Raw genomic sequence first — 23263 nt, 5'->3', positions numbered from 1 at the left:
GCACACTATGCTAAATAAAATTAGCAAGTTTTTCTCTCTATTTTAGGTAACTAAATAAGCAGAATCCTTCACAGAAACATCTAAAGTATCCAACTGATTGAATGTGTACACTGGAAACTGCATATGGAAGCATGTCCCTTTTTGTACTTCACTTTGAACACCAATTACACCTTCATGCTCTTCGATTACCTTTTTCACGAAAGCAAGGCCCAGTCCTGTCCCTGTTGATTTCGTCGTGTAAAAAGGTTGGAATAGATTTTGGATTGTATTATTATCCATTCCACTGCCTTCATCTTTTATCATTAATTCGACAATCGTACAGTCTGTCACATTCATTTCTACCGTAATTGTGCCGCCTTTATTCATTGCTTCCATAGCGTTTTTAATAAGATTTATAAATACTTGCTTTAAACGATTTTCATTGCCGCCGATATATACTTCTGTCACTGACGGTATATATTGAATCATAATTTTTTTCATTAATGCATCCGGCAACATAAATTCGATTACCTGTCTTACAATATGATCTAAGTTGATTAACTCTACCTTCATACTTGTTGGCTTAGACAATACTAATAGTTCCGATAAAATTTGCTCCATACGCTGTAACTCACTATCTATGACAGATAAATACATACGTGACTCTTCATCTGCATTCAACTTTAATAGTTCTGTAAACCCTTTTAAAGAAGTAAGTGGATTACGAATCTCATGTGCGATACTAGCTGCCATTTGACCTACCACATTTAGTGCTTCCTGATGCTCTACTTTATGTTGCAGTTGCTTCTTCTCAGTTTCATCATTAATGACAGTGACGATAATATTATTATACTCATCGAAAACACTTGAGATTTCGTAGTAGCAAGTTCTACTTACTTGCGTCTCGTCCACAACATGAATATTGGCATGTTTGTCACCCATCAATTTCGAAAGATAGGTTGTAATTTGTCCATTCTTCATTGTAAATGAATCAAATATATGTTGATGTGCTTTATGGAGTAGTTGTGATTTTTCTATTTTTAGATACATTTCGGCATATTTATTTAAACCAAGAATAATCCCACTTGCATCACTCACAATAACAGCATAAGGTAAATGATCATATGCACTGAAGGATTGAGATTGTTCCTGCTCCTTGCTAACATACAATTTAAGCGCTCTGTCATTATTGATCGTTGATAGTTGTGCGACAATTTCTTCAGTGTTCGGATCATAGAAACATTTAAAGACCATCTTTTCAAATTCATTGTTGTTTGTTTGAATATTAAATATTTCTTCAGATCTTAACTCACATTGTAGTTCTTTGACAAACTTAGCCCATTTTATATTTGAGGACTCGTCCATTGTAATATAGCCAATATACGTTAAATTAAGATTAAAAAGTTTAATAGCTGCCTCATTACAATTCAAAATTTTTCCTGCTTTATTGAGAATAAGTGTTGGTGACGAAGTACTTTTCATAAGATTTCCAAAACATTGATTTATATCATTTTGCTTCAACTTTCTCACCGAACCTTTCAAAAGAGTAAAAAACCTCTCATTCGAATTTTGAGCCTTTACTATACTTTATGACTGTACGATTCTATTATTACAAAATTTAGTAAATTTAAGTATTTAAAATTATTTCACGAACCGTTCACAAAATAAATAGGTAAAAAGGATTATATTGTTTGTCAGCTACTTGACTGTTACAATTAGAAAGTGAAAGGAAGATTAATGCATGAATACTATTTTAACTACATTAAACGCAAAGTATATCCACACTAATTTGGCATTGCGTTATTTAAAATGTGCTGCTTTACCTGAATACAATCCAACCATTGCAGAATACACAATTAAAGACCCCGCTTTTAATATTGTATCAGATTTATTTCAAAAAAACCCTGATATTGTAGGATTTAGTTGCTATATTTGGAATATTGAAGAAACTATTCACGTTATTAAAATGTTAAAAACAGTTTGTCCTAATGTTAAAATTTTGCTCGGTGGGCCTGAAGTATCTTACGATGTCCATCATTGGTTAAGAAGAGTTGAAGAGATTGATTTTATTGTTATGGGCGAAGGAGAAACATCCTTTAAACAGCTACTACGCCATTTGCATGGCGAAATTCCATTAGAAGATGTTCCTGGAATTTGTTACTTAGAAGACGGAAAAGTTCGAATTCATGCGCAAGCACCTAAAATTGACTTACGTGAATTACCAAGTCCATTCCGTTTTGAAGAGGATCTTCCACATCTAGGAAAGCGAATTCAATATATTGAGACGAGCAGAGGCTGTCCTTTTAGCTGTCAATTTTGCTTATCTTCTATTGAAGTAGGCGTGCGCTATTTCAATAGAGAAAGTATAAAGGAAGATATTCGATATCTTATGAATAATGGTGCCCGCACTATTAAATTTGTCGATCGTACATTCAATATTAGCCGTAGCTACGCAATGGAAATGTTCCAATTTTTAATCGATGAACATAAGCCAGGTGTTGTTTTCCAGTTTGAAATTACTGCTGATATAATGCGTCCTGAGGTCATTCAATTTTTAAATGACAACGCACCTAAAGGGCTTTTCCGCTTTGAAATAGGTGTCCAATCTACCAATGATTTAACAAACACGCTTGTACAACGCCGTCAAAACTTTGAAAAACTTAAACGAACAGTAACAATGGTCAAAGATGGCGGTAAGATTGATCAACATTTAGATTTAATTGCCGGTTTGCCAGAAGAAGACTATGCTAGCTTCCGTCAAACCTTTAATGATGTTTTCGCAATGCGACCAGAGGAATTACAACTTGGCTTCTTAAAGCTATTGCGCGGCACTGGTCTTCGTTTGGAGGCTGAAAAATTCGGTTACACCTATGTAGATTTAGCTCCATATGAAATCTTTTCGAATAATGCTTTAACCTTTGATGATATCGTTCGTATTAAACATGCAGAAGATGTTCTCGAAAAATATTGGAACGATCATCGTATGGATTACACCATTGAATACCTAGTTACAGAAGTATTCGAGACACCATTTGATTTCTTCCAAAACTTCGGCACTTATTGGGAAACAAAAGGCTGGTCCCGTATCGGACATCAGTTAGAAGATCTATTCCGTCGTTTACTGGAATTTTTAGAAACAGTGGAAGGTGCTAATTTACAAATTATTCAAAGCTTAATGCAACTAGATTATTTAAAAGCACAACAATTCCAGCCACGTAAATTATGGTGGAATGAGCGGCCAACAGAAGTACAACAAAAAGCACTATACACAGCTCTACGGGAAAATCCGATAATTGCTGGTGAAGAATTTGCTAAGTTTAATTTAACAGAGAAAGAATTATTCAAGCATACACTTATTATCCCGCATTACTTGGACTATCAAAATTTCTCGAATGGCAAAATTGTACAAAAAAATGGTTATCTTTTAACTTACTTCCGTCACGGACAAGCACCTTATTTTGCAACAATCCCTACTGTTTAATAAAAAAACGCTATTCTCTAAAGTGAATAGCGTTTTTTCTATTAGTAACTTATAAAATTGCATTTTCCAGCTCACAACATTCTTTTTTTTACTAAATAAATAATATATTACAGTTTACTAAAACTAATTAATGGTGTTAGTACAGCTTTCTTAATGAAACCTTCAAAAAGTAGGTCTTTAAACCTTAATTAAATAAAATAAAACTTAGAAATAATACCTATTTAGAAAATTTAAAATTAGGAAACACTTTAATAAATTTTCTAAATTTTTGGACATTTTTTCGTCACAATTACCATTTAAGTGTAAATTACTTAATTTGACTTTGAAAGAAGCAACAAAAGCTATTAGAAATAACCTAAAACACTTTTCCAAACGACCAACGTCTATGCTGTCTTTCAGTTATATATTAAATACTAAATACAATATAATAGAAGAAAGTCAACTTTAAGAAATCTTTTAGCATAAAACTCTAAAAAGTCCAAGCTTGCTTGCTTATAGAATTCATAGCTTTTTAAGTATTATAAAGTACGCTTCACTACTGAAATTAGCAATCCTAAAGCTTCACTATCTGTCATTCTGCTTACTCGATCACTATGGTCTACTTTCGTTATGCCACGTTTATGTGTCTCTTTTAAGAGTTCCTTTAAATCCTGCTTTGCTGTGCTTGTAAGTGTCATGTTTATTTCTCCTTTTATCCCTTTTTCATTACTGGGTTCATTGTTGCTTCTATGCATTTCAAAATATTCTAATGCCCCTCAGTTCTAATACGTTGTAGACAATTTCTTTTTGACCACTCCTAAAGTGTTTTACCCATTACGTGTCCTATTCAAACTGTAGTTTTACAATGACAGTTTCGTTTGTTTCTTATGAATTAATTTTTATCATTTCACGCATACTACCTCTGTTTCAAAAAACAATGAAAAGAGGATATTCAACTATGGGAATACTTAGTGGCAATCCAAAAGATGAGCCGTTACATTATGGTGAGGTTTTTAGCGTTTGGACGAATTTAGCGGCTGATTACGGCTTAATTGCTGGCTATCAAACATTTTACAATCACACAGGAGATGAAGATCTTCGCAAAATTATTGAAGATATTATCCAAGTATTACGAGACGAAGTAAAACAGTTAGAAAAAATATTGAAAACAAACGGCGTTGGGTTACCCCCTGCTCCACCTGAGCGACCTGTTGCAAGATTAGAGGATATCCCTCCTGGTGCGAGAGTAAATGACCCTGAAATTAGTGCAGCGTTATCAGCGGATTTAGCTGCTGGCTTAGTTGCTTGCAGTCAAGCAATGGGCATGTCAACTAGAGAAGACATTGCCTTGATGTACGGACAATTCCATATGAGTAAAGCCCAACTAGGTGCTAAACTGTTACGTTTAAACAAAAATAAAGGATGGCTTGTTCCACCGCCACTACATGTTAACTATCCAGAAAAAGATTAAAATTTTTAATCTGCATTAGCCATTTGGGGATGGGACAAAAGAGAAAAAGTGTTAGATTGACACCAATCAATCTAACACTTTTTGCTTTGTTATGCTCCTTGAATGGACACTGATCGTGACCACTGTAAGCCTCTTTTTCATTATTTTTGTTTCTTATTTTTTTCTTGTTGGTCTTTTGCTTTATTCGCATTGTTCACTTGTTCACTTGTGCGTTCATTTTCTTCTCGTACATCTAAATCGTCAGGACTTAAATCTGTCGCAAACTCTTCTTGCTTTAAATCCTTTATATCCTTTTTACCCTTTGTCACTGATATCACCTCCGCTTTATAAAGTATCCAAGTTGCCAACATTTATACTATTGGCTTGTTCCTAAAAGATTAATGCCAAACAAAAAAGAAGTGAATCAACCATTCACCCCTTTCCAAATGCTTCTATATGAAAACTGCTAGATGTTACCCAATAATACTCGTTTTTTAGTCGGTATTTCTATGTGTTTTTCCAGGAAAGCGCCCGATTGTTGAATAGTATTATTGATAAATATGTCATTCATAACTTAGAAATGATTAAAATGATTTTTCAAAACAAACACATTGGTGAATACGTTTATTATTTGTAAATTGGTCAATATCTTTCCCAACGTAATGAGTAAAAGCATTAACTAAGTATAGATTGGGCATATTACTTTGAATTCGATGATTCATTTCATTTCCTTCAAAATAAACGTGATAATAGGAATCAACGATATTAAAATTCATTTTTTTATACCAGTTCTGAACCCATAAATCATCTCTTGTCCAAGCCTCAAAACGATTTAAATTCACTCTTCTAGCTTTAGTTTCAGCAGCATAGAGTAATTGTTGTCCTATTCCGCGTCGGGAGAAATCCGGATGAACAGCGATATGCCAAATCATCCCTCCTAACCCTTCTCCTCTGGAGCAAACTGTTCGTTCTTCTATTTCATATTCTACATCAATAAGCCCAACGATTTGACCGTCCAACTCTGCGACTAGCTCGATTGCTGGATTTTCATAACATTCTTTCTTATTTAGTACATTATCAAAATAGGCAGTCTGTAAAAACGCAAGTGTTCGGCATCTTACCCAACCAGTCTCGTCATTAACCTTATAGTCTCTAATAATCACTTTTTTCCCTCCGGATTTTAGGGACCACGTAGTTTATAGGGGATTTATACGCTCTTCCCTTAAAATAGATTCACCCCGTTAAATATGTTCGCGATTTTCATAATGTACCGCCTCCTTCTAATTATAATTATTTAAATTTTATCAAATTTTCCCAAAATATACACTGACAAAATGACAGTTTTCATACACTATAAAATAGCCCCCAGAAAAGAAATAGCGCAATTCTTGCTACAGAAGGTAGTGACCCCTTAAAGTTAGAGTTTTTATTATGCAGCTAATTGGCTGGCATGTTTTCGGTAATTTACCGGACTCATGCCGGCCAGTTTTTGTTTAATACGAACATTATTATAATAATTGATATACTCTTTTATTTTCTTTTGTAATGCTTCATAAGAGATTAATTGTTCTCCATAATACATTTCCTGTTTTAGTAAGCTAAAGAAGTTCTCCATGGCCGCATTGTCTGCGCACGTTGCTTTACGAGACATGCTTTGAAAAATCCTGTTCTGCCTCAATGTTTTCACCCATGTATTGTGTTGATAGTGCCATCCTTGATCGGAATGAATGGTTGTCCGATATTCAGCACGCTTTTGAATAATTGGAAGCGCTTGTTTAAGTGAATCTAACACAAAATCTAGGCTCGGCCGTTTTGACATACTTAACCCAATAATCTCACCATTATATAAATCCATGATCGGACTTAAATATAATTTTTCATCATCTGTACATTTAAATTCAGTTACATCAGTCACCAATTTTTGAAGGGCATATGACGTTCTGAATCTACGATTCAAAAGGTTTTTAGCGACTTTCCCAACTGTTCCTTTGTATGATTTATAGCGTGATTTACGCACGAATTTCACACATTTCAACCCTAGGTTTTTCATAATTCGTTGTACCTTTTTATGATTTATTGTATGTCCTTGCACTCTTAATTCCGCATGAATTCGCCGGTAGCCATATCGACCTTCATGTTTTTCGAAAGTCTCTAAAATCAAGACTTTCCACTCTACGTCTGGATCCTTTTGCCCCATCAGTTTGATATGATAATGATACGTCGCTTCTGGAATATCCACTTGTTTTAAAATATCTTTTAATCGAAATCCTTCTTGTTTAAGTTCGAAGGCGATGGCAGCTTGTGCTTTTCGAGGAAGGCATCTGGATTCTCTCGAAAAGCCTTCAACTTTTTTAAATACGCCACCTCTAAACGAAGCAGTTCATTTTCGCGTTCTAGCTGCTCTTCACGTGACATTGTTTTTTCTTGGTTATTCGCTGTTGATTTTTGTTTCTTAGACATAGACGGGCTCCCCTTTAATTTTTTTTGCAGGCCCTCTATCCCTCCTTTTAAAAAACGATGATACCAACTAGCAACTAAAGTTGGATCATTCAAGTTAAAGTGAATCGCAGTATCTTGATAGGAAGCACCTGTTCGTTTCATAAAGTTTAATACATCTAATTTAAATTGAACAGAATAAAACTGCTTCGTTTTCTTAACGGATAAGCCACTTTGCCCAAACTCTTTAAAAGCACGGACCCATCTCCTTAATGGAGAATCACCTATACCATACTTCTTCGCTATCGCTCTATATCCTAGAGAGCCACTTAAATATTCTTGAACCACCATCAATTTGAATTCTTCATTATATTTAGTCATAAAAAATCACCTCAAAAGTTAGTTTTTCACTCTAACTTTTGGGGTGCAGTACCGAATTGCGCCCGATTGTTGAGTACCTTATTGAAGATAAGCCCCCTTTAGTTTAAGTACATTTATGCACATTTAAATGTTTTACTAAGAACATTCCGTCCACTTATTACAGGAACGTTGCTCGGTTAGTAAGTAAACGTCTACATTATTGTTGAAACACTCCCACTAGTTGAATATTTCAATAGCCTTAGTGATTTTTTTCCCTTTCCAATCCTCTTTGTTAAGAGTGTAATGATAATGAATTTGGTCTTCAATTTCAATTTCTCCATTAAAACGAAATCCACATTTTTGAATAACTTTATTTGAGCCTAAATTGTGAGGTAGAACAACTGTATTAAGTAGCTCTACATCTGTATTCTCAAACAAATATTTTATCAATCCTTTTACTGCTGTTGTTGTGTATCCACGACAACTGTATTGCTTTGAAATTGCATAAACAACTTCTCGGTTTGGTTCACTTAGCTCTTCTTTAATACCTGTATTGCAGAAACCAATAAATTCTCCAGTTTCCTTCAATATAATTCCCAACTTCAAATAATTAGCACCACTAATATTAGGTACAGCTAACAAAAACTTTTTATTGTCTGGAATTTCATAATTCGTGACCCAGTTTGTTCGTTGTTCTTTTGTTGAACGCCAATCTGGCAGAAAATTATAAACTTCAGGTTGTGAAGTAAGCTCATAAATAGCATCAGCATCTTCAATTCTAAATTCTCTCAGTAATATGTCACCACAATCTGTTGTAAATAAATTGTTCATATCTATCCCCCTATTCCTTTGCTAATATTCATTTTGCACAAAAAACAATTCCTTAAGTAATAATGTCTGCCCATACTTCCACTTCAGTTCATTAATCTAGATAAACTACGTCTGGGTCTCAAAAATCAATTAGCTGGTTCCCCTTACCTTTTATAAGAGTTGTTTAGATTATATCTGACTTACATTACTTGATAAAACCTCAAACTTATTTCATAAAAGAAAATAAGCCAATGCGGCATAAAACTACATTGGCTTATTTTAAAAATTTGTTCTTTTTCTTTTTTCTTTTAATACAATTCTTTGAATACTTTTTGATGACAAATAATATTTTTCACACAAAGAAGCTATATTCAACCCCGATAGATAATCATTATATATATTAGTATTTCTTAAATCCAATTCTCCTCTGGTAGCTGTACTGGACCCCCAACTCTTTTTACTATCTTTTCTTCGTGGGATATAAATATATTCACCATCAACATATTTCTGTATTAACTCCACCAACTCAGTTGGAAGTATATGCTTTGCTTTTTTATAGCTCATTTTTGCACTCCTAATTTTAGTATTTCTTTTAGGAAGAGCAAAGGCTACTTTCAATTATTTTATTATGCAATAGCCTTTGCTATGCAAAAATAGTATTCCTTCTCATACACTCATTCCTCCTTGGAATTTTAGATTTTAATACAATTCCGCTTTACATTTAATACATATTATACCATATTTATTTTTGCCAAAGACCTCCAATTATTAAAGTGCTTGGTTTTTATTTAGTTTGTTATTTTAATAAACGATTGTTCGTCATTCTTCAATAGAAATTGAATCGTATATTTGTCATCTTGTATTACCTCTTTTGTATCCGGTAAAGCTAAGTAATCTTGGACAGCCAATTCAATTTTTTCTATTATTTCTTCCGAAGGTGCCTGTTCAAAATCCGTTTTGATTGAAACATAGGAGTGTCCTTTCCTCACCTTATAGGATAGCCCAGTCACTTGATAAGTCGATTTCCCAGCCATTGCATTATATATATCAGATGAAATACAACCCCAACGGTTATCTTGTTGACGATGTTTTAAATTAAAAGTACTTACTTCAATATCCTTAATTTTCAAATCCTGTGCTTCAATTTCTTTTTCGATATCCTCAACAATTTCATTGGACTCTTCGATATGGTCAGGCATATCAATTGAAACAATATTGGAAAACCATGTTTCTTGTAACCCAGCTAATTCATAATCTGCTTCCTTGGCATATCCATAGGCTGAGAATACTTCTTTCACTATCTCGCGTACTTTTTCGTATGTGTCATCCTCTTTAGTCTTCGGAGGAATTTGTGCTTCAGTTCCTTCAGAAATTTTTAATTCATATTGGTCATAACCATTTTCATATAGATAATTTGTTATCTTTGTTTCAAGATCTTCTGTTGCCTGTTTTAATGTAGAGTATTTCAATATAAGCGATATTTCTATCGTATATGGCGATGGCGTAATTCCCACTGAATTAAAAGAGTATCCTTCCCTTTTGACTAATTCTGCAAGTTGAGATATTAAATCAGGATTAGACTGTCCATCTGAATAACTTGATGTAATAGAAATTGGTAATATCCTCTCCGCTATCCTTGCCATTGTCGGCGAAAAGATTGGCGAAGCAAGCATAAGAATCATACAAACTGCTACAGCAATCCAAACGTACTGATTTGTATGATGTTTTTTTCTTTTATGTACATTCTGCAAAATCTTACGTTTAAGTTGATCTTTGGATTTTTCCGTTAGCTTTAATTCTTCTCTCATTTCACTAAATTGTTCATCTAAAGATTTCACTGGTAAAACCTCCTTTAATCAAATCATTTTTTAGTTCAGCTAAAGCTCTTTTTAACTTCATTTTCACTTTACTTTCGGACCAGTTTAAAATAAGAGCTGTTTCTGCCGTTGAAAATTCTTTTAACTTCCTCAAGATGATGACATGCCTGTATGTAGACTTTAATTGTTGAATTACTCTGTATAATTGTTCCGTTTGAAAGTTCATCGCTACGATTTGATCAGGTGTTGGCTTGTAATCTTTCTCTTCCATTGTTAAACCCAAAAAATGCTGCAACGGATGTTTTTTTCGGAAATAGTCCTTGGTCACATTATGTGCTATCGTAAATAGCCATGTTTTCTCAGAGGATTTTTGTTCAAATTGCTGTTGATGTCTATAGGCTTTTATAAAGGTTTCCTGTGCTAAATCCTCTGCTTGTTGATAGTCCCTCACGATTAATAGTATATAGGTTAAAACCGATTCACCGTATAGTTCGATCCATTCGTTCAATTTCTCTTGTTCCAAAGCTGCTCCCTCCTTTTCTATTTACTTAGACGCAAATTTAAATGAACTCGTCACGTTTTAAATAATAAAACTTAAATAATTTAAATTAGATATGCTACCGTCTTAGGCAATCGAGTAGGAGGGGGGGATTAACTCCCGACCTCTCACACCACCGGGTTTTTATTCAGATAACACACACTGTATACTCTTGAAAAGTACTATCGTAGCCCTGTTTATATATTTGCATAAAAAGCTGTATAAACAATATTCAAAGAAAAATCCAAGAAATGTTGCTTTAACAGCATTTCTTGGATTTCGGTCTCTCTCCAAACTTTCATTTGGGAACGTTATTTTGAATTAAATTTTATAATCAGTTTATAATTTCCTATTATTTGTAAATACCTATTAGAATCTTATGCAAGGATTAAATTCTTAATCGTTACATTTAATCGCGTCGCAGTATTCATGATTGTAGACCTAAGTGTTTGTATTTCATTTAGGGTAGATATTGTTGCTAGTATTGTAACTTCCGTTTTTACACGATGAACACTATCTATTTTTATATTTTGTGCTATCAGCTGATTTTGAAAAGTCGTTAATTTATCATTATGTCTTTTTCCGATAAAGAATATGATTTTTATCTTATATTTTCTAACGGCAATCAAATACTGATTCAATGCCCATATAAACCTATTTGTTTCAGCATCAAATCGGCTAGGGTCTCCAAACATTTTCGCTTGGCCACAGTGCTGGCAAATAGCTACGTAACGAACATGACGTATACCTATACCTGGCTGTTCAACATTTACATATACTTCATAAGGAATAAATACATCATAGGTACAAAAACTACAAATTATCGGCTCATCAAAAATCGTAATCCAACTTTTTTCTGGGCGTAAAGATTCATCTGTTCCAGTCATTCTTTTATCACTTCTATGTACTCAATAATAGATACATGTTTTTGCAACGTTTGGTCAAATCGATTTTTTTCTTGAAACATTCGAATATCCCCACATGATGTACAAGTAAATGATTGCAATGTCAGCTGCTCTTTTTCATCTTCATCTAAAATCACTCTTTCCATATAAACCTCACGATGCTGAAATTCATTGTGCTGACAAAATAAACAAATTAGTTGTTTATCACGAATTGTTATTTGATATGTCCCTCTTCTTCTAACCATCTAATCACCCCTAATTAAAAGTAAGCACAAAACATAAGATTAAAGAATTTTTATTAACTTCATTTACTTTTGAAAGGACAGAAACATAACGTAGTTTACGTCTGTCGAAGTTAATTATTTAGTAGTTCAATGACTATTGAAGTTACTTTTAAATTAGAGCCACAGTTTTTTATGTCTATTCTTTACAAAAATCTACAAATTTTTTTGCCTGTATTAAGGACATATCTGTTTGTTCTCTCACAAACTTCACCGCTTTAATTTCACCGACCGACTTTATTTTCTCTTTTACTAAGGCAATCAGTTCCTCATTATAGATTTTAGTATAATCCATTTTTCCGACCTCCTCTAATCGTTAATACCTTATACGACTACTTTAACCTTTTAGTTTCAAATGTATATTAAGACAACAAAAAGACTTTTTAAAAATAAGGAAAATCAATTGTAAGGTTTCGAACGAAATGCACTCAAAAAATTCGAAGATTACCTCGAAAATTGACCATCAGGGGACAAAAAGGGGGCAAATCAAAAATCTGCCCCCACTAAACCTCTATATATCAATACTTTAAGATGTTTACCCAATAATTACTCGTTCCTTTGGATAGTGGTATTTAGATTTTTTCCCTCTACCTCCACCACCTACTGAATACAAGAATGATATTAAGCCCACTCGCCCTATAAACATTAAGATAATAATGATGATTTTACCAACTACTGATAAGTCTGACGTAATCCCTAGAGACATACCACATGTTCCGAACGCAGATGTTATTTCAAAAATAATTTGTATAAGTGTCGCGTGCGGTTCCGTAATCAGTAATATAATTGTGGCGATTAACACCATGAAACAAGCCAATAGGATAACGACAAATGAGCGGAAGACATCTATTAAATGGATTTCCCTTCCAAAAATTTGAATATCCTCTTTTCCGCGTGCAAACATTATTAAAAATAATATGGCAATAGCGAAAGTGGTCGTTCTTATCCCGCCACCTACAGAGCTTGGGGATGAACCAATAAACATTAAAAAACTCATGAAAATATCGGTTGCTTCACTAAAGGATGTTACATCATATGTTGTAAGTCCCGCTGAACGCGTAGATATGGAATGGAACATAGCTGAAAAGATTGCCTCATGCCAAACCATCCCTTTAAAGGAGTGAAATGACTCAAGTAGTAAAATAACGAGAGCTCCAACTATAAATAAAATTGCATAAGTAGTCGTCGTTATTTTGGTAAAAAGACTAAAGCGGAAATTGGCATGTCGATTAAGCAAAAATGATTTTACTTCAATCAGCACTGGGAAGCCAATTGCTCCAAGTACAATTAATACCATTGTTATGAGCTGCACAAAATAATCATTATGGAATGGCAATAAACTCATCCCAGTAATATCAAAGCCACCATTCGTAGTGGCAGAAACAGCAGCAAAAACACCATGTATAAGAGCTTCTTCAAATGTATCAAAATAATTCATAAAATGAGCCGTTAAAATAATAGCCCCTGCCAATTCAATGCCAATTAAGATTTTCAATATTTCTCGTATTAACTGGACAACACCCGATAGATTATATTGATTATGATCAATCATAATCAACTGCCGTTCGCGCATACCGATTTTTTTGCCGACAAGCAACCAAACAAAGGTACCTAGCGACATAATACCGATAGCCCCGAGCTGTAAAATCACAAGTACCATAACCAGTCCAAATGTTGTATAGGTCTCGGAAATATTGAAAGTTGTTAAACCAGTCACACTAACAGCACTGACTGCCGTAAATAAACTATCTAAAAAGGACACTTCCACACCCGCTCGATGGACACCAGGGAGTCGTAACAATAGGAAGGAAATTGCTATTGCTATGAAATAATAAGACACAAGTGCCTGAAACGGTGTGATTTGTCTATTCGATGATTTTTTCCAAGGCACCCCATCAACTCCTTCCACTTATGATGCCAAACTTGATAGATATTAGTATAGAAAAAATCGGTGAAAAAAGAAAGGGGTTGTAAATCGTATCAAATACGAAGTAATAGAAAGTGTTTTTGATATAAAGCAAAAATCCGCATAGACTTTCACAAAAAGCAAGCGCACTGACCCTGCTAATGTAGCGAGCGATGTGGCTCGTGCGTTGCCCGCAGAAAGAATGCGGATTAAATCGTTCCATTATAAAATTGTCCGGCGATTATTTTGCTTGTTTTTTATTACGAACACCTACTAAATAACCGACAAATGCAATCGCAATTAATACAACCCAGAAAGTTAATTCCCAGCCTGTTGAATGTGGGAATTCTTTAGGTAAAATACCCACTTTTTCATGAGCTAACGTTAATACAACAAGTTTTACCCCTACCCAGCCAACAATTAAAAACGCTGCTGTTTCAAGTGAAGGATAGTCGTTTAAAATTTTTACAAACCATTGCGCTGCAAAACGCATCATAATAACACCGATAAAGCCACCTAACAACATAATAATGAATTGTCCGCCATTAATGCCGCCAATATCAAAATTACCTAAGTGTGGAAGCGTTACGGCAATTGCAACCGCAGCAAGCATTGAATCGATTGCAAATGCTATATCTGCAAGTTCCACTTTTAAAACAGTCATCCAGAAGCCTGATCCTTTTTTTACAGTAGCATCATCATTTTCTTCTTCCTCATCTTTGCCTTTTCGCAAATCATAAATATTTTTGGCTGACATAAACAATAAGTAAGCTGCCCCAATAGCTTGAATTTGCCAGTAATTAACTAATACTGTAATAACAAAGAGCGCAGAGAATCGGAATATTAGTGCACCAAATAATCCGTAAAAAAGTGCCTTCTTTTGTAGGTCATGCGGTAAGTGTTTCACCATAACAGCCATTACTACTGCATTATCTGCTGCTAGTAATCCTTCTAATACAACTAGTACGATTAATACCCAGCCGTATTGTAATAATATTGCTTCCATTCTCTGTTCCTCCTTTAAACTCTGTATACCCAAAATAGCGAGTATTTACTAGTCAAATGAAAAAGAAAAGACCCCTGCCTAAAAAGAAGGCAAAGGTCTTGCTAAGCAAATTTAATTGGTTACTTCTTACAAACCAGCTATCGGTTATTGCACTTTTTGCAAAGTAACACCATTTGCTATCACATCCGATGGCATTATGCCACGTCATGACGAATGTGAAACCAGATGCATCGCTCGCATCTGCTAGCTACTCCCCTTTAACAAAATGTCTAAGGACATTTCTTTTGTTCATTTATTATATCACTATCATTTAATACTGACAAAGAAATCCATTATTATTTAATTTGAATATGATAGTTTTCATCTTCTTTATGTGCTAGATAAAAATCCACCATCTTTGGCATCGTTTGTATAAAATCAGGGCATGCTATATTCCCTTTTTGTAATATAGCAATTGCTTCTGTTGTATCAAAGGTTGCATGCCATGTTAAGTAATCTAAAGTTTCTTGCTCGACCCCTAACTTTTTGCGAATAAACGGCACTTGTAACGATTTTTTGGCTAGTGCTAAAGGAAAACGTCCTTTTGGATAATGATTTGTCAATAATTTCACCATTGTACGGTATACCTCTTGTACAGGATGAGGATTTGGGTCTGTTAAATGTAATGTTTTCCCTTCAGCACTTTTCTCATCCACTAAAAAAGTGGAGGCATTGATAATATAATCGACGGGCACAACATTAATAGCTGAGCTAGACATTCCTATATAAGGTATAATCGGCAACCATTTTAATTTATCAACCATATTCAAAAAGAAATAGGGCCCATCAAATTTAATTGTTTCCCCTGTCACGGAATGCCCTCGCACAATCCCTGGTCGGATAATCGTGATAGGTACCTCTGACTTTAAATCTTCCACACGATGCTCTGCTTCATATTTCGTTTCCTCATAGTAGTTTTTAAATGCCTTCGGGCGAATCAATTCATTTTCGCGTAATACGCCTTCTCGTGTTCCAGCAACATACGCAGTACTAAAATACATATAACGCTTAAGATGGGGCAATGTTCGAACAAAATCATTGACCATCGCAGTTCCATGTACATTGACCTTCCAAGCAATATCTCGCGGAACGGCTAAATCATAAATCGCTGCTAGATGCCAAAACACTTCAATTTGAGGCACGATTTCCTGTATTAATTGATTGGCTAATCCTAAATTGGGTAGAGTGATGTCTCCCTCAACAATCTGTATTTCACATTGAGGATAGTCTACTTCAATCTTGCTTTTTTCAATCATCGCTTTTGGATATTGCCCCGCTAAAACAATGGCGATAACCTTTTGTGTTTTATTTTTTTGAAATAATTCTCGAATTAATTGACTTGAAATAAACCCTGGAAACCCCGTAAAAAAATGAACACCCATCTCCCATTTCCTCCCCGTATCTAAGGCAATTTTCTAGTTTCTTTATCCATTAAGCTATACACAGCTGGCACAATATATAATGTCAGCAAAGTCGATGTAATCAGACCACCTATTACAGCGATACCCATCGGCTGATTCATCTCAGTACCTTCGCCAATACCAAGCGCTAGTGGTAGCAATCCTAATATCGTTGTTAATGCTGTCATTAAAATCGGGCGAAGTCGGTCTTGTGTAGCAAGTAAAATGGCATCATACGCCTGCATGCCCTGCTGCTTTTGCTGATTAATATAATCGACAAGCACAATACCATTATTCACAACAATGCCAACAAGTACTAAAATGCCGATAACAGATGTCACACCAAGCAGTGTTTTCGTCGCAAACATTGCCATCGCAACACCTATAATCATAAGTGGTACCGTAAACATAATAACGAAAGGATATTTAAACGACTCAAACTGCGCCGCCATCACAATGTAGACTAGCACTATGGCGAGAGCAACTGCTAAAAGCATGTCATCAATTGCACTATCATATAACTCTCGATCCCCACTAAACACAACTTGCGTTTCAGCAGGCAAATTCGCTTTTTCAAGTGCGTGATCGACCTTTTTAGAAATGCCCCCTAATGACTCCTTGGCTTTATAATCAACGAAAAATGCTACTGCTGCAGCTTGATCGGAACGTCTAATGGATACTGGTCCTTCTTGTATAGATACGTTAGCAATTTCATCAAGCTTAACAAATAGTCCTGCTGGTGAACGTAGCTTCATTGCCTTTAAAGCGTCCATACTTTCGTTAAACGCCTGTCCAAAACCGGTATACACCGATAACACCGTTCCACCATCATCAATCATCTGCGTCGTCAACTGCCCTTTTGTCATTTGATTGACCGTTTGGGCTATTTGAGCCGGTACAAAACCATAATCCTTCGCTTTTTCGCGATCCACCTCTATCTGAATCTCTTGTATCGTTTCGTCTAAATCAGTCAAAACATTTGTGACTGCATCTATACGACTTAGTTCGTGCTGTACTTTCTCAACTGATGCATATAAACGTTGTTCATTTGAATCTGTTAGTCGGAATGTCAATGTATTTGGAGCTGAACCAGATGATGTAGAAACATTAAATGTAATTTCTGCTTGCTCCCCTAACTCATTATTTAGTTCCCTTTCCACTTCTTCTACAAACTCAAAAATGGAGCGCTTGCGATCTGCAAGTGGTACTAGCTTGACGTAAATTTCTGCTTGATTTGCACTTGTTTGTCCACGAGATTGAGACTGTTGAGTACCCCCGATTAGGCTAACATAAACATCGACATCTTGTTCTTCTTTTAAACGACTTTCAATGGCTGCGACTACCTTTTCTGTTTTTGTTATAGCAGCCCCTTGGTCAAGATTTACACTAATAGAAGCAAAACCTTCATCTGTTGCAGGTAGAAATTCTGTCCCTATTTTCGATAATCCAAAGAGCGATAAGCCAAAGAGCACGATTGCCGATAAAATGACCAACAAGCGATGCTGCAATACCCAAACTATAGACGCATTGTAGCGCTTATAAAACGAAGATGTCTTGCGAATTTCATTGATATTATGATCTTTCATTTTTAACAAACGACTTGCCAGCATAGGTACAACGGTTAATGCCACTGACAATGAGGCAATTAAACTAAAGGAAATGGTAAGTGCAAATTCCGTAAATATTTGCCCAATTAAGCCTTCAATAAACATGACTGGAATAAACACAGCAATCGTTGTTAATGTAGATGCTGTTATAGCTAGTGCTACTTCCTTTGTTCCTTGTTTTGCTGCTTCGATCGGTTCCTTGCCAAGCCCTAAATGCCGTTCAATATTCTCTATTACAACGATGGCATTGTCGACAAGCATCCCAATACCTAATGCTAATGCACCTAAGGTCATGATGTTGAGCGTAAAATCAGCAAAATACATTAGCACAAATGTGACAATGACCGAGTACGGAATGGCAATCCCAATAATAATTGGACTTTTCACACCACGTAAAAAGACAAATAACACAAGCATAGCGAATAAGCCACCTAGCAGTAATGAAGAACCGATATTACTTATTGCTAAATCTACATAATTGCCTTGATCGACTAGTATGTCTGCTGTTACACCTTTGTATTGCTCCTTCGCTAGTAAATCATTTAAAGCTTGTTGAAAGGCTTTAGATACTTCAGCAGTATTAGCACCAGATTCTTGCAAAACGGACATTAGCACAGCCGGATGATTATTAGCACGCGTTTCTGTTATTGCTTTTTGCTCTGTGCGCTCGACCGTCGCTACATCTCCCACCGTTAATGTTTGACCATCTATTGGATTGACGGATACGATTAAATCTGCAATATCTTGTGGTGTAGTTAACGTACTAATAATCCTAGTCGTCAACATTTTGTCATCTGCAGTTAAAACTGGCTCTCCAGGAAGTGAGACATTATTCGATTGAATTATTTGGATAATATCTGCTTGGGTTAAGCCCTTTGCTATTAGTTTTGATTCATCCAATGTTACTTGTACTTCTTCTACCAATTTGCCAGAAACATTGACACTTGCAACCCCTTCTGTACGACGAAGCTCTTTTTCCAGTGATTCTGCTAATACTCGTACATCCACTTGGTCATTTTCTGCGCGTAAAGAAAGTTGAATAATTGGAAACTGTGACGGGTCAAATTTCAAAAAATTTGGCTTTTGTGCATCGTTTGGTAAAGGTGTCATATCTATACGTTGCAAAATATCCAATTGAACATCCTCAATATTCGTCGTCCAATTAAACTCTAGCACAATTAAATTTGAACCTTCCTGCGAAGTAGATTGTAGTTTTTTTATGCCTGGCAAGGTGGCCAATGCCGCCTCTAAAGGTTTTGTTACCTTTTCATTTACTTCCGTTGAACTCGCCCCAGGATATGACGTCACCACGACACCAATAGGGGGATTTAATTCAGGAATTAACGTGATCGGGATTTTTAACAACGATACGCCACCTAAAATAATAACGAGTAGCATTGTAACAAGCGTAAAAACAGGTCTTTTAATTGAAAAGTTGCTAATGTTCATGTGTTTATACTCCTTTTCTTTCTCTTCTTTCCTATGATAGCCGAAAAGGGAGTTTTTTTATAAAGTTTTACATTATATTGAAACAATTTCATTTTTGTCATTGCAACATTGCGCTACAGGTGGCGCTTTCCGCGGGCAAGCACCGAGCCGCTTCCTTCGCTATGCTCAGTCCAGGGTCTCGGTTTGCTTGCTTTTCTCGCAGGAGTCGCCACCTTTCGCTCCATTGAATTAGTTATTTCGCCACAACCAATGTCAAGGCAGCACCTATTATTTCTTTATATTGTATATATTCTACACCAATCTCTTATTTTCCTTGTAAAAAAACACGAATCGATCATCTGTCGATTCGTGTTTCTTTTTATAGCAGGCTATATAATTTGATGTTTTCGTTTTTATCTGCGAACCAGCGCATTGCAAACTCATTTTCGAATAGGAAAACAAGATTGTCAAAGCGGTCTTTTACAAGCATTGAACGACTTGAAGACATTGACTCTTTAACATCTTCTTCATTTTCAATCCAACGTGCCATTTTCGAACCAATTGGCTCCATTCTCACTTCAACATTGTATTCATTTTTCATGCGGTGTTCAAATACTTCAAATTGTAATTGACCAACTGCACCTAGAATCACTTCTTCTGTATGAAGTGTTTTGTAATATTGAATGGCTCCTTCTTGCACTAATTGCAATATCCCTTTATGGAATTGCTTAGATTTCATGACGTTTTTCGCTGTCACACGAACAAACAACTCAGGCGTGAACTGCGGCAATTTTTCAAATTGGAATGTTTTCTTACCGCCGACGACTGTATCACCAATTTGATATGTCCCTGTATCATATAAACCAATAATATCTCCAGCTACCGCTACATCCACTGTTTCACGGTCGTCAGCAAGAAACTGTGTAGACTGTGTCACTTTAAAAGATTTACCTGTACGAGATAATGTCATATTCATACCACGCTCAAATTTACCCGATACGATACGTACAAAGGCAATACGGTCACGGTGTGCAGGATTCATATTCGCTTGAATTTTAAAAATAAAGCCTGAAAACTCTGGATGCTCCACTGGATCAATATACTGCTCATCTTCTGTAATACGAGGTTGAGGAGTTGGAGCAAATTGTAAATAAGTTTCAAGGAATGTCTGCACCCCAAAGTTTGTTAAAGCCGAACCAAAGAACACGGGTGTTAATTCGCCACGACGGATTTTTTCCTCTGAATAAGCATTTCCTGCTTCATTAAGAAGCATAATGTCATCCATCGCTTGTGAGTAATAAGACGTTACTTTCATCGGATGGTCAATTGCTAATTCGCCATTTTCATCGATTGGTAAGAAACGCTCCTGCTCTTCTGTACGGAATTGCTCAATACGTTTGTTATAACGGTCATAAATACCAAGGAACTCTTTCCCCATACCAATTGGCCAGTTCATAGGGTACGCATGAATACCAAGTACCTCTTCAAGCTCTTCAATTAGCTCTAATGGCTCTTTCCCTTGACGGTCCAGTTTGTTAATAAATGTAAATATAGGAATGCCACGCATTTTACAAACTTTAAATAGTTTTAACGTCTGCGCCTCAATACCTTTAGCGGCATCTACAACCATGACAGCACTATCTACTGCCATTAATGTACGATACGTATCTTCTGAGAAATCTTGGTGCCCTGGTGTGTCCAAAATATTGATGCGGGAACCACTATAGTCAAACTGCATAACAGAAGATGTTACCGAGATTCCACGTTGCTTTTCGATTTCCATCCAGTCTGATGTGGCAAATTTCCCTGTTTTCTTACCTTTTACCGTACCAGCGTCACGAATTGCTCCGCCAAAAAGTAAAAGCTTTTCCGTTATCGTCGTTTTCCCAGCATCCGGGTGACTGATAATGGCGAACGTACGTCGTGCTAATATATCTTTTTCTAAATTTGAAGTCATCTCTTCATTCTCCTTTTTTCATACCTACTAATAATAAAAGAAGTCTTGCCTTTCGTACAACCTTTTTACATGAATTCCCCAAAAAGAAAACCTTTTAGTCACAGCTAAAAGGTTTTCCATAAATGAGTCGTATAAAAATAAGCATAATGTTGTCGCACTGAGCTAAGTTTCATTGTAAATTTATACAAATTTCAATTGTCCAGCCTTAATCGCAATTTCAGCATCACTATGTGGATATTTCGTATTTTCGATAATTTGATAATCTTCATGGCCTTTACCAGCAAAAATAATCATATCCCCAGGTTCAGCTACTTCTATTGCATGTCGCACTGCTTCTGCTCTGTCTCCGATACATGCATAATTTTTATGCAACATTCCTTTTGCAAGATCACCTGTTATACTATCGTAATCCTCATAACGTGGATCATCTGTCGTTAAAATCACATAATCTGCTGCTGAAGCCTTTTCAGCCATTGCAGGGCGTTTTGATTTATCGCGATTACCACCTGTACCAACTAAGAAAATAAGCTTACCTTTTTTATAAGTTGTAGCTGCTGCAATAGCCTTTTCAATCGCATCCGGTGTGTGTGCATAATCGACAAAAATTTGTACAGGTAAATCAGAGCATACTTTTTCCATACGTCCTTTAACTGGCGGTAGTTGCTCTATTTGTTCAATAATCGTATCCATTGAATAGCCTCTGCCATAAAAAGCAACCATCGCAGCAAGAACATTGTAAATATTGAACTCACCTAATAAATGCATTTTAACAGGGAATATCCCTTCAGGCATAATGACATCAAATGAAGTCATGTAATCATGATATTCACAGTTCACGGCACGAAAATCTGCTGTCTCATTGTTTAATCCGTATGTCCATACTGGGAATGGCGTCATTGCAGCATAGCGTTCTGACCAAGCATCATCAGCATTGAGCACCACGAATTTATTTTTTTCTAAATCTTGTCCAAGTTGAGAGAATAATAAGCCTTTTGCATTCCCATATTCCTCCATCGTACCATGGAAATCAAGATGATCATGTGTAAGATTTGTAAAAATAGCAACATCATAATCGACACCTGCCAAACGGCCCAGTGCTAATCCATGTGATGATACCTCCATTGTCATTAAACGACAGCCTTCCATTTTCGCACGAAAAATCATTTGTTGTGTCGATAATGCATCGCTCGTAGTATTTGCAGATTCATATAAAATACCATTTAAATTAAAGCCTATAGTACCTGATAGTGCAGATTTCTCGCCCATGCCGTGCATAATATTTTGAATAATACCTGTTACAGATGTTTTACCATTTGTACCTGTTACACCAATCATTGTCATATCCTTTGAAGGATAGTCAAAAAACTTAGCAGCCAACAAACCGACTGCACGATCTGTATCCTTCACAATAACTTGTGCAATTGCGTCTGCTAATGGTAGTTCACGTTCCGTAACAACAATTGTTGCACCACCCTCAACAGCTTTTTGTGCATAATTATGGCCATCTACTGTGTAACCTTTAATACAAACAAACATGCTGTTCGGCTGCACACTTCGAGAATCAATCACAATATCCGTCACTTGGTCTGGTAACACGCCAATTATTTTTTTCAAAGGTAATGCACTTAACAATTCCTCTGCATACATTTCATAGTCCTCCAATCAATCTCAACACTCATTCATTATTTCTTGTTTTTTCGACAAAAAATAACAATATGAATACCCCCACTAATCTAATGAATTTATTTTACTACTTATTCGCCTAGAAATGAAATGCCTCCTGTAACGTTTTTTAAATGAAAACGCTATCATTCATAAAATCAAGCTGAATTTTCCCTATCTTATCAAAAATCGGCATTTATCGACAACAATGAATCATGTATT

Annotated in this window: 20 protein-coding genes and 1 pseudogene; 2 read left to right on the top strand and 19 right to left on the bottom strand. The window is 35.7% G+C overall.

The window, feature by feature from the left end; genetic code table 11:
• Positions 1–42: 42 nt before the first annotated feature.
• Entirely contained in the window at positions 43–1410 is a 1368-nt protein-coding gene (locus tag I5435_RS03650) for a PAS domain-containing sensor histidine kinase (protein WP_231785633.1), read from the bottom strand.
• 310 nt (positions 1411–1720) lie between these two features.
• Here I5435_RS03650 and I5435_RS03645 point away from each other — a divergent pair, with 310 nt between their 5' ends.
• Positions 1721–3460, top strand: coding sequence for a B12-binding domain-containing radical SAM protein (locus I5435_RS03645; RefSeq protein ID WP_025218701.1), 1740 nt, complete (start codon positions 1721–1723; stop codon positions 3458–3460).
• A gap of 518 nt (positions 3461–3978) precedes the next feature.
• On the opposite strand, the gene I5435_RS03640 is transcribed toward I5435_RS03645, so the two are convergent.
• Entirely contained in the window at positions 3979–4137 is a 159-nt protein-coding gene (locus tag I5435_RS03640) for a hypothetical protein (protein ID WP_158497863.1), read from the bottom strand.
• A 260-nt stretch (positions 4138–4397) separates the two neighbouring features.
• Between I5435_RS03640 and I5435_RS03635 the strand changes: the two genes are divergently transcribed.
• Entirely contained in the window at positions 4398–4910 is a 513-nt protein-coding gene (locus I5435_RS03635; RefSeq protein WP_337983272.1) for a DUF3231 family protein, read from the top strand.
• 140 nt (positions 4911–5050) lie between these two features.
• Here the strand turns inward: I5435_RS03635 and I5435_RS03630 are convergent, their stop codons facing one another.
• The 17 genes and pseudogenes from I5435_RS03630 to I5435_RS03550 form a co-directional block, all read right to left on the bottom strand.
• Positions 5051–5218, bottom strand: coding sequence for a hypothetical protein (locus I5435_RS03630; RefSeq protein ID WP_229388666.1), 168 nt, complete (start codon positions 5216–5218; stop codon positions 5051–5053).
• Positions 5219–5473: 255 nt separating this feature from the next.
• The gene (locus tag I5435_RS03625) at positions 5474–6052 is read right to left on the bottom strand and encodes a GNAT family N-acetyltransferase (protein WP_231785630.1); all 579 of its coding nucleotides are present in this window, start codon (positions 6050–6052) and stop codon (positions 5474–5476) included.
• Between the two features lie 266 nt (positions 6053–6318).
• Positions 6319–7185, bottom strand: a pseudogene (locus I5435_RS03620) (IS3 family transposase); the annotation flags it as partial.
• Positions 7146–7706 (bottom strand): helix-turn-helix domain-containing protein, encoded by a 561-nt coding sequence (locus I5435_RS03615; RefSeq protein ID WP_337983218.1) that lies wholly within the window; start codon positions 7704–7706, stop codon positions 7146–7148. The gene I5435_RS03615 and the pseudogene I5435_RS03620, both read right to left, overlap by 40 nt.
• A 216-nt stretch (positions 7707–7922) precedes the next feature.
• Positions 7923–8516, bottom strand: coding sequence for a GNAT family N-acetyltransferase (locus I5435_RS03610; RefSeq protein WP_337983271.1), 594 nt, complete (start codon positions 8514–8516; stop codon positions 7923–7925).
• A gap of 258 nt (positions 8517–8774) precedes the next feature.
• A complete protein-coding gene (locus I5435_RS03605) occupies positions 8775–9059 on the bottom strand; it encodes a CD3324 family protein (RefSeq protein WP_337983270.1) in 285 nt (94 codons plus the stop codon).
• Between the two features lie 224 nt (positions 9060–9283).
• Positions 9284–10333 carry a DUF4030 domain-containing protein gene (locus tag I5435_RS03600; RefSeq protein ID WP_337983269.1) on the bottom strand — a complete coding sequence of 350 codons (1050 nt, stop codon included), beginning with the start codon at positions 10331–10333 and terminating at the stop codon, positions 9284–9286.
• Positions 10317–10835: an RNA polymerase sigma factor gene (locus I5435_RS03595; RefSeq protein WP_231785628.1), complete on the bottom strand. Its 519-nt coding sequence runs from the start codon at positions 10833–10835 to the stop codon at positions 10317–10319. Before I5435_RS03595 ends, I5435_RS03600 begins: the two co-directional genes overlap by 17 nt.
• A 392-nt stretch (positions 10836–11227) precedes the next feature.
• On the bottom strand, positions 11228–11737 hold the full coding sequence (locus tag I5435_RS03590) for a hypothetical protein (protein WP_231785627.1): 510 nt from the start codon (positions 11735–11737) through the stop codon (positions 11228–11230).
• A complete protein-coding gene (locus I5435_RS03585) occupies positions 11734–12000 on the bottom strand; it encodes a hypothetical protein (RefSeq protein WP_231785626.1) in 267 nt (88 codons plus the stop codon). Before I5435_RS03585 ends, I5435_RS03590 begins: the two co-directional genes overlap by 4 nt.
• A gap of 175 nt (positions 12001–12175) precedes the next feature.
• Entirely contained in the window at positions 12176–12331 is a 156-nt protein-coding gene (locus I5435_RS03580) for a hypothetical protein (RefSeq protein WP_162832712.1), read from the bottom strand.
• Positions 12332–12571: 240 nt separating this feature from the next.
• Entirely contained in the window at positions 12572–13927 is a 1356-nt protein-coding gene (locus I5435_RS03575; RefSeq protein ID WP_024362269.1) for a TrkH family potassium uptake protein, read from the bottom strand.
• A gap of 256 nt (positions 13928–14183) precedes the next feature.
• Positions 14184–14948: a TerC family protein gene (locus I5435_RS03570; protein WP_337983268.1), complete on the bottom strand. Its 765-nt coding sequence runs from the start codon at positions 14946–14948 to the stop codon at positions 14184–14186.
• Positions 14949–15283: 335 nt separating this feature from the next.
• A complete protein-coding gene (locus I5435_RS03565) occupies positions 15284–16369 on the bottom strand; it encodes an SDR family oxidoreductase (RefSeq protein WP_337983267.1) in 1086 nt (361 codons plus the stop codon).
• Between the two features lie 20 nt (positions 16370–16389).
• Positions 16390–19443 (bottom strand): efflux RND transporter permease subunit, encoded by a 3054-nt coding sequence (locus I5435_RS03560; RefSeq protein ID WP_024362272.1) that lies wholly within the window; start codon positions 19441–19443, stop codon positions 16390–16392.
• 358 nt (positions 19444–19801) lie between these two features.
• A complete protein-coding gene (locus I5435_RS03555) occupies positions 19802–21379 on the bottom strand; it encodes a peptide chain release factor 3 (RefSeq protein ID WP_231785624.1) in 1578 nt (525 codons plus the stop codon).
• A gap of 180 nt (positions 21380–21559) precedes the next feature.
• Positions 21560–23026 carry a UDP-N-acetylmuramoyl-L-alanyl-D-glutamate--2,6-diaminopimelate ligase gene (locus I5435_RS03550; RefSeq protein WP_337983266.1) on the bottom strand — a complete coding sequence of 489 codons (1467 nt, stop codon included), beginning with the start codon at positions 23024–23026 and terminating at the stop codon, positions 21560–21562.
• Positions 23027–23263 lie beyond the last annotated feature (237 nt).

This window comes from Lysinibacillus sp. C5.1 (assembly GCF_016350185.1).
GTDB lineage: Bacteria > Bacillota > Bacilli > Bacillales_A > Planococcaceae > Lysinibacillus > Lysinibacillus sphaericus.
Note: the sequence above shows the minus strand (reverse complement) of the source record. Positions and strands in the feature narration are given on the sequence as shown.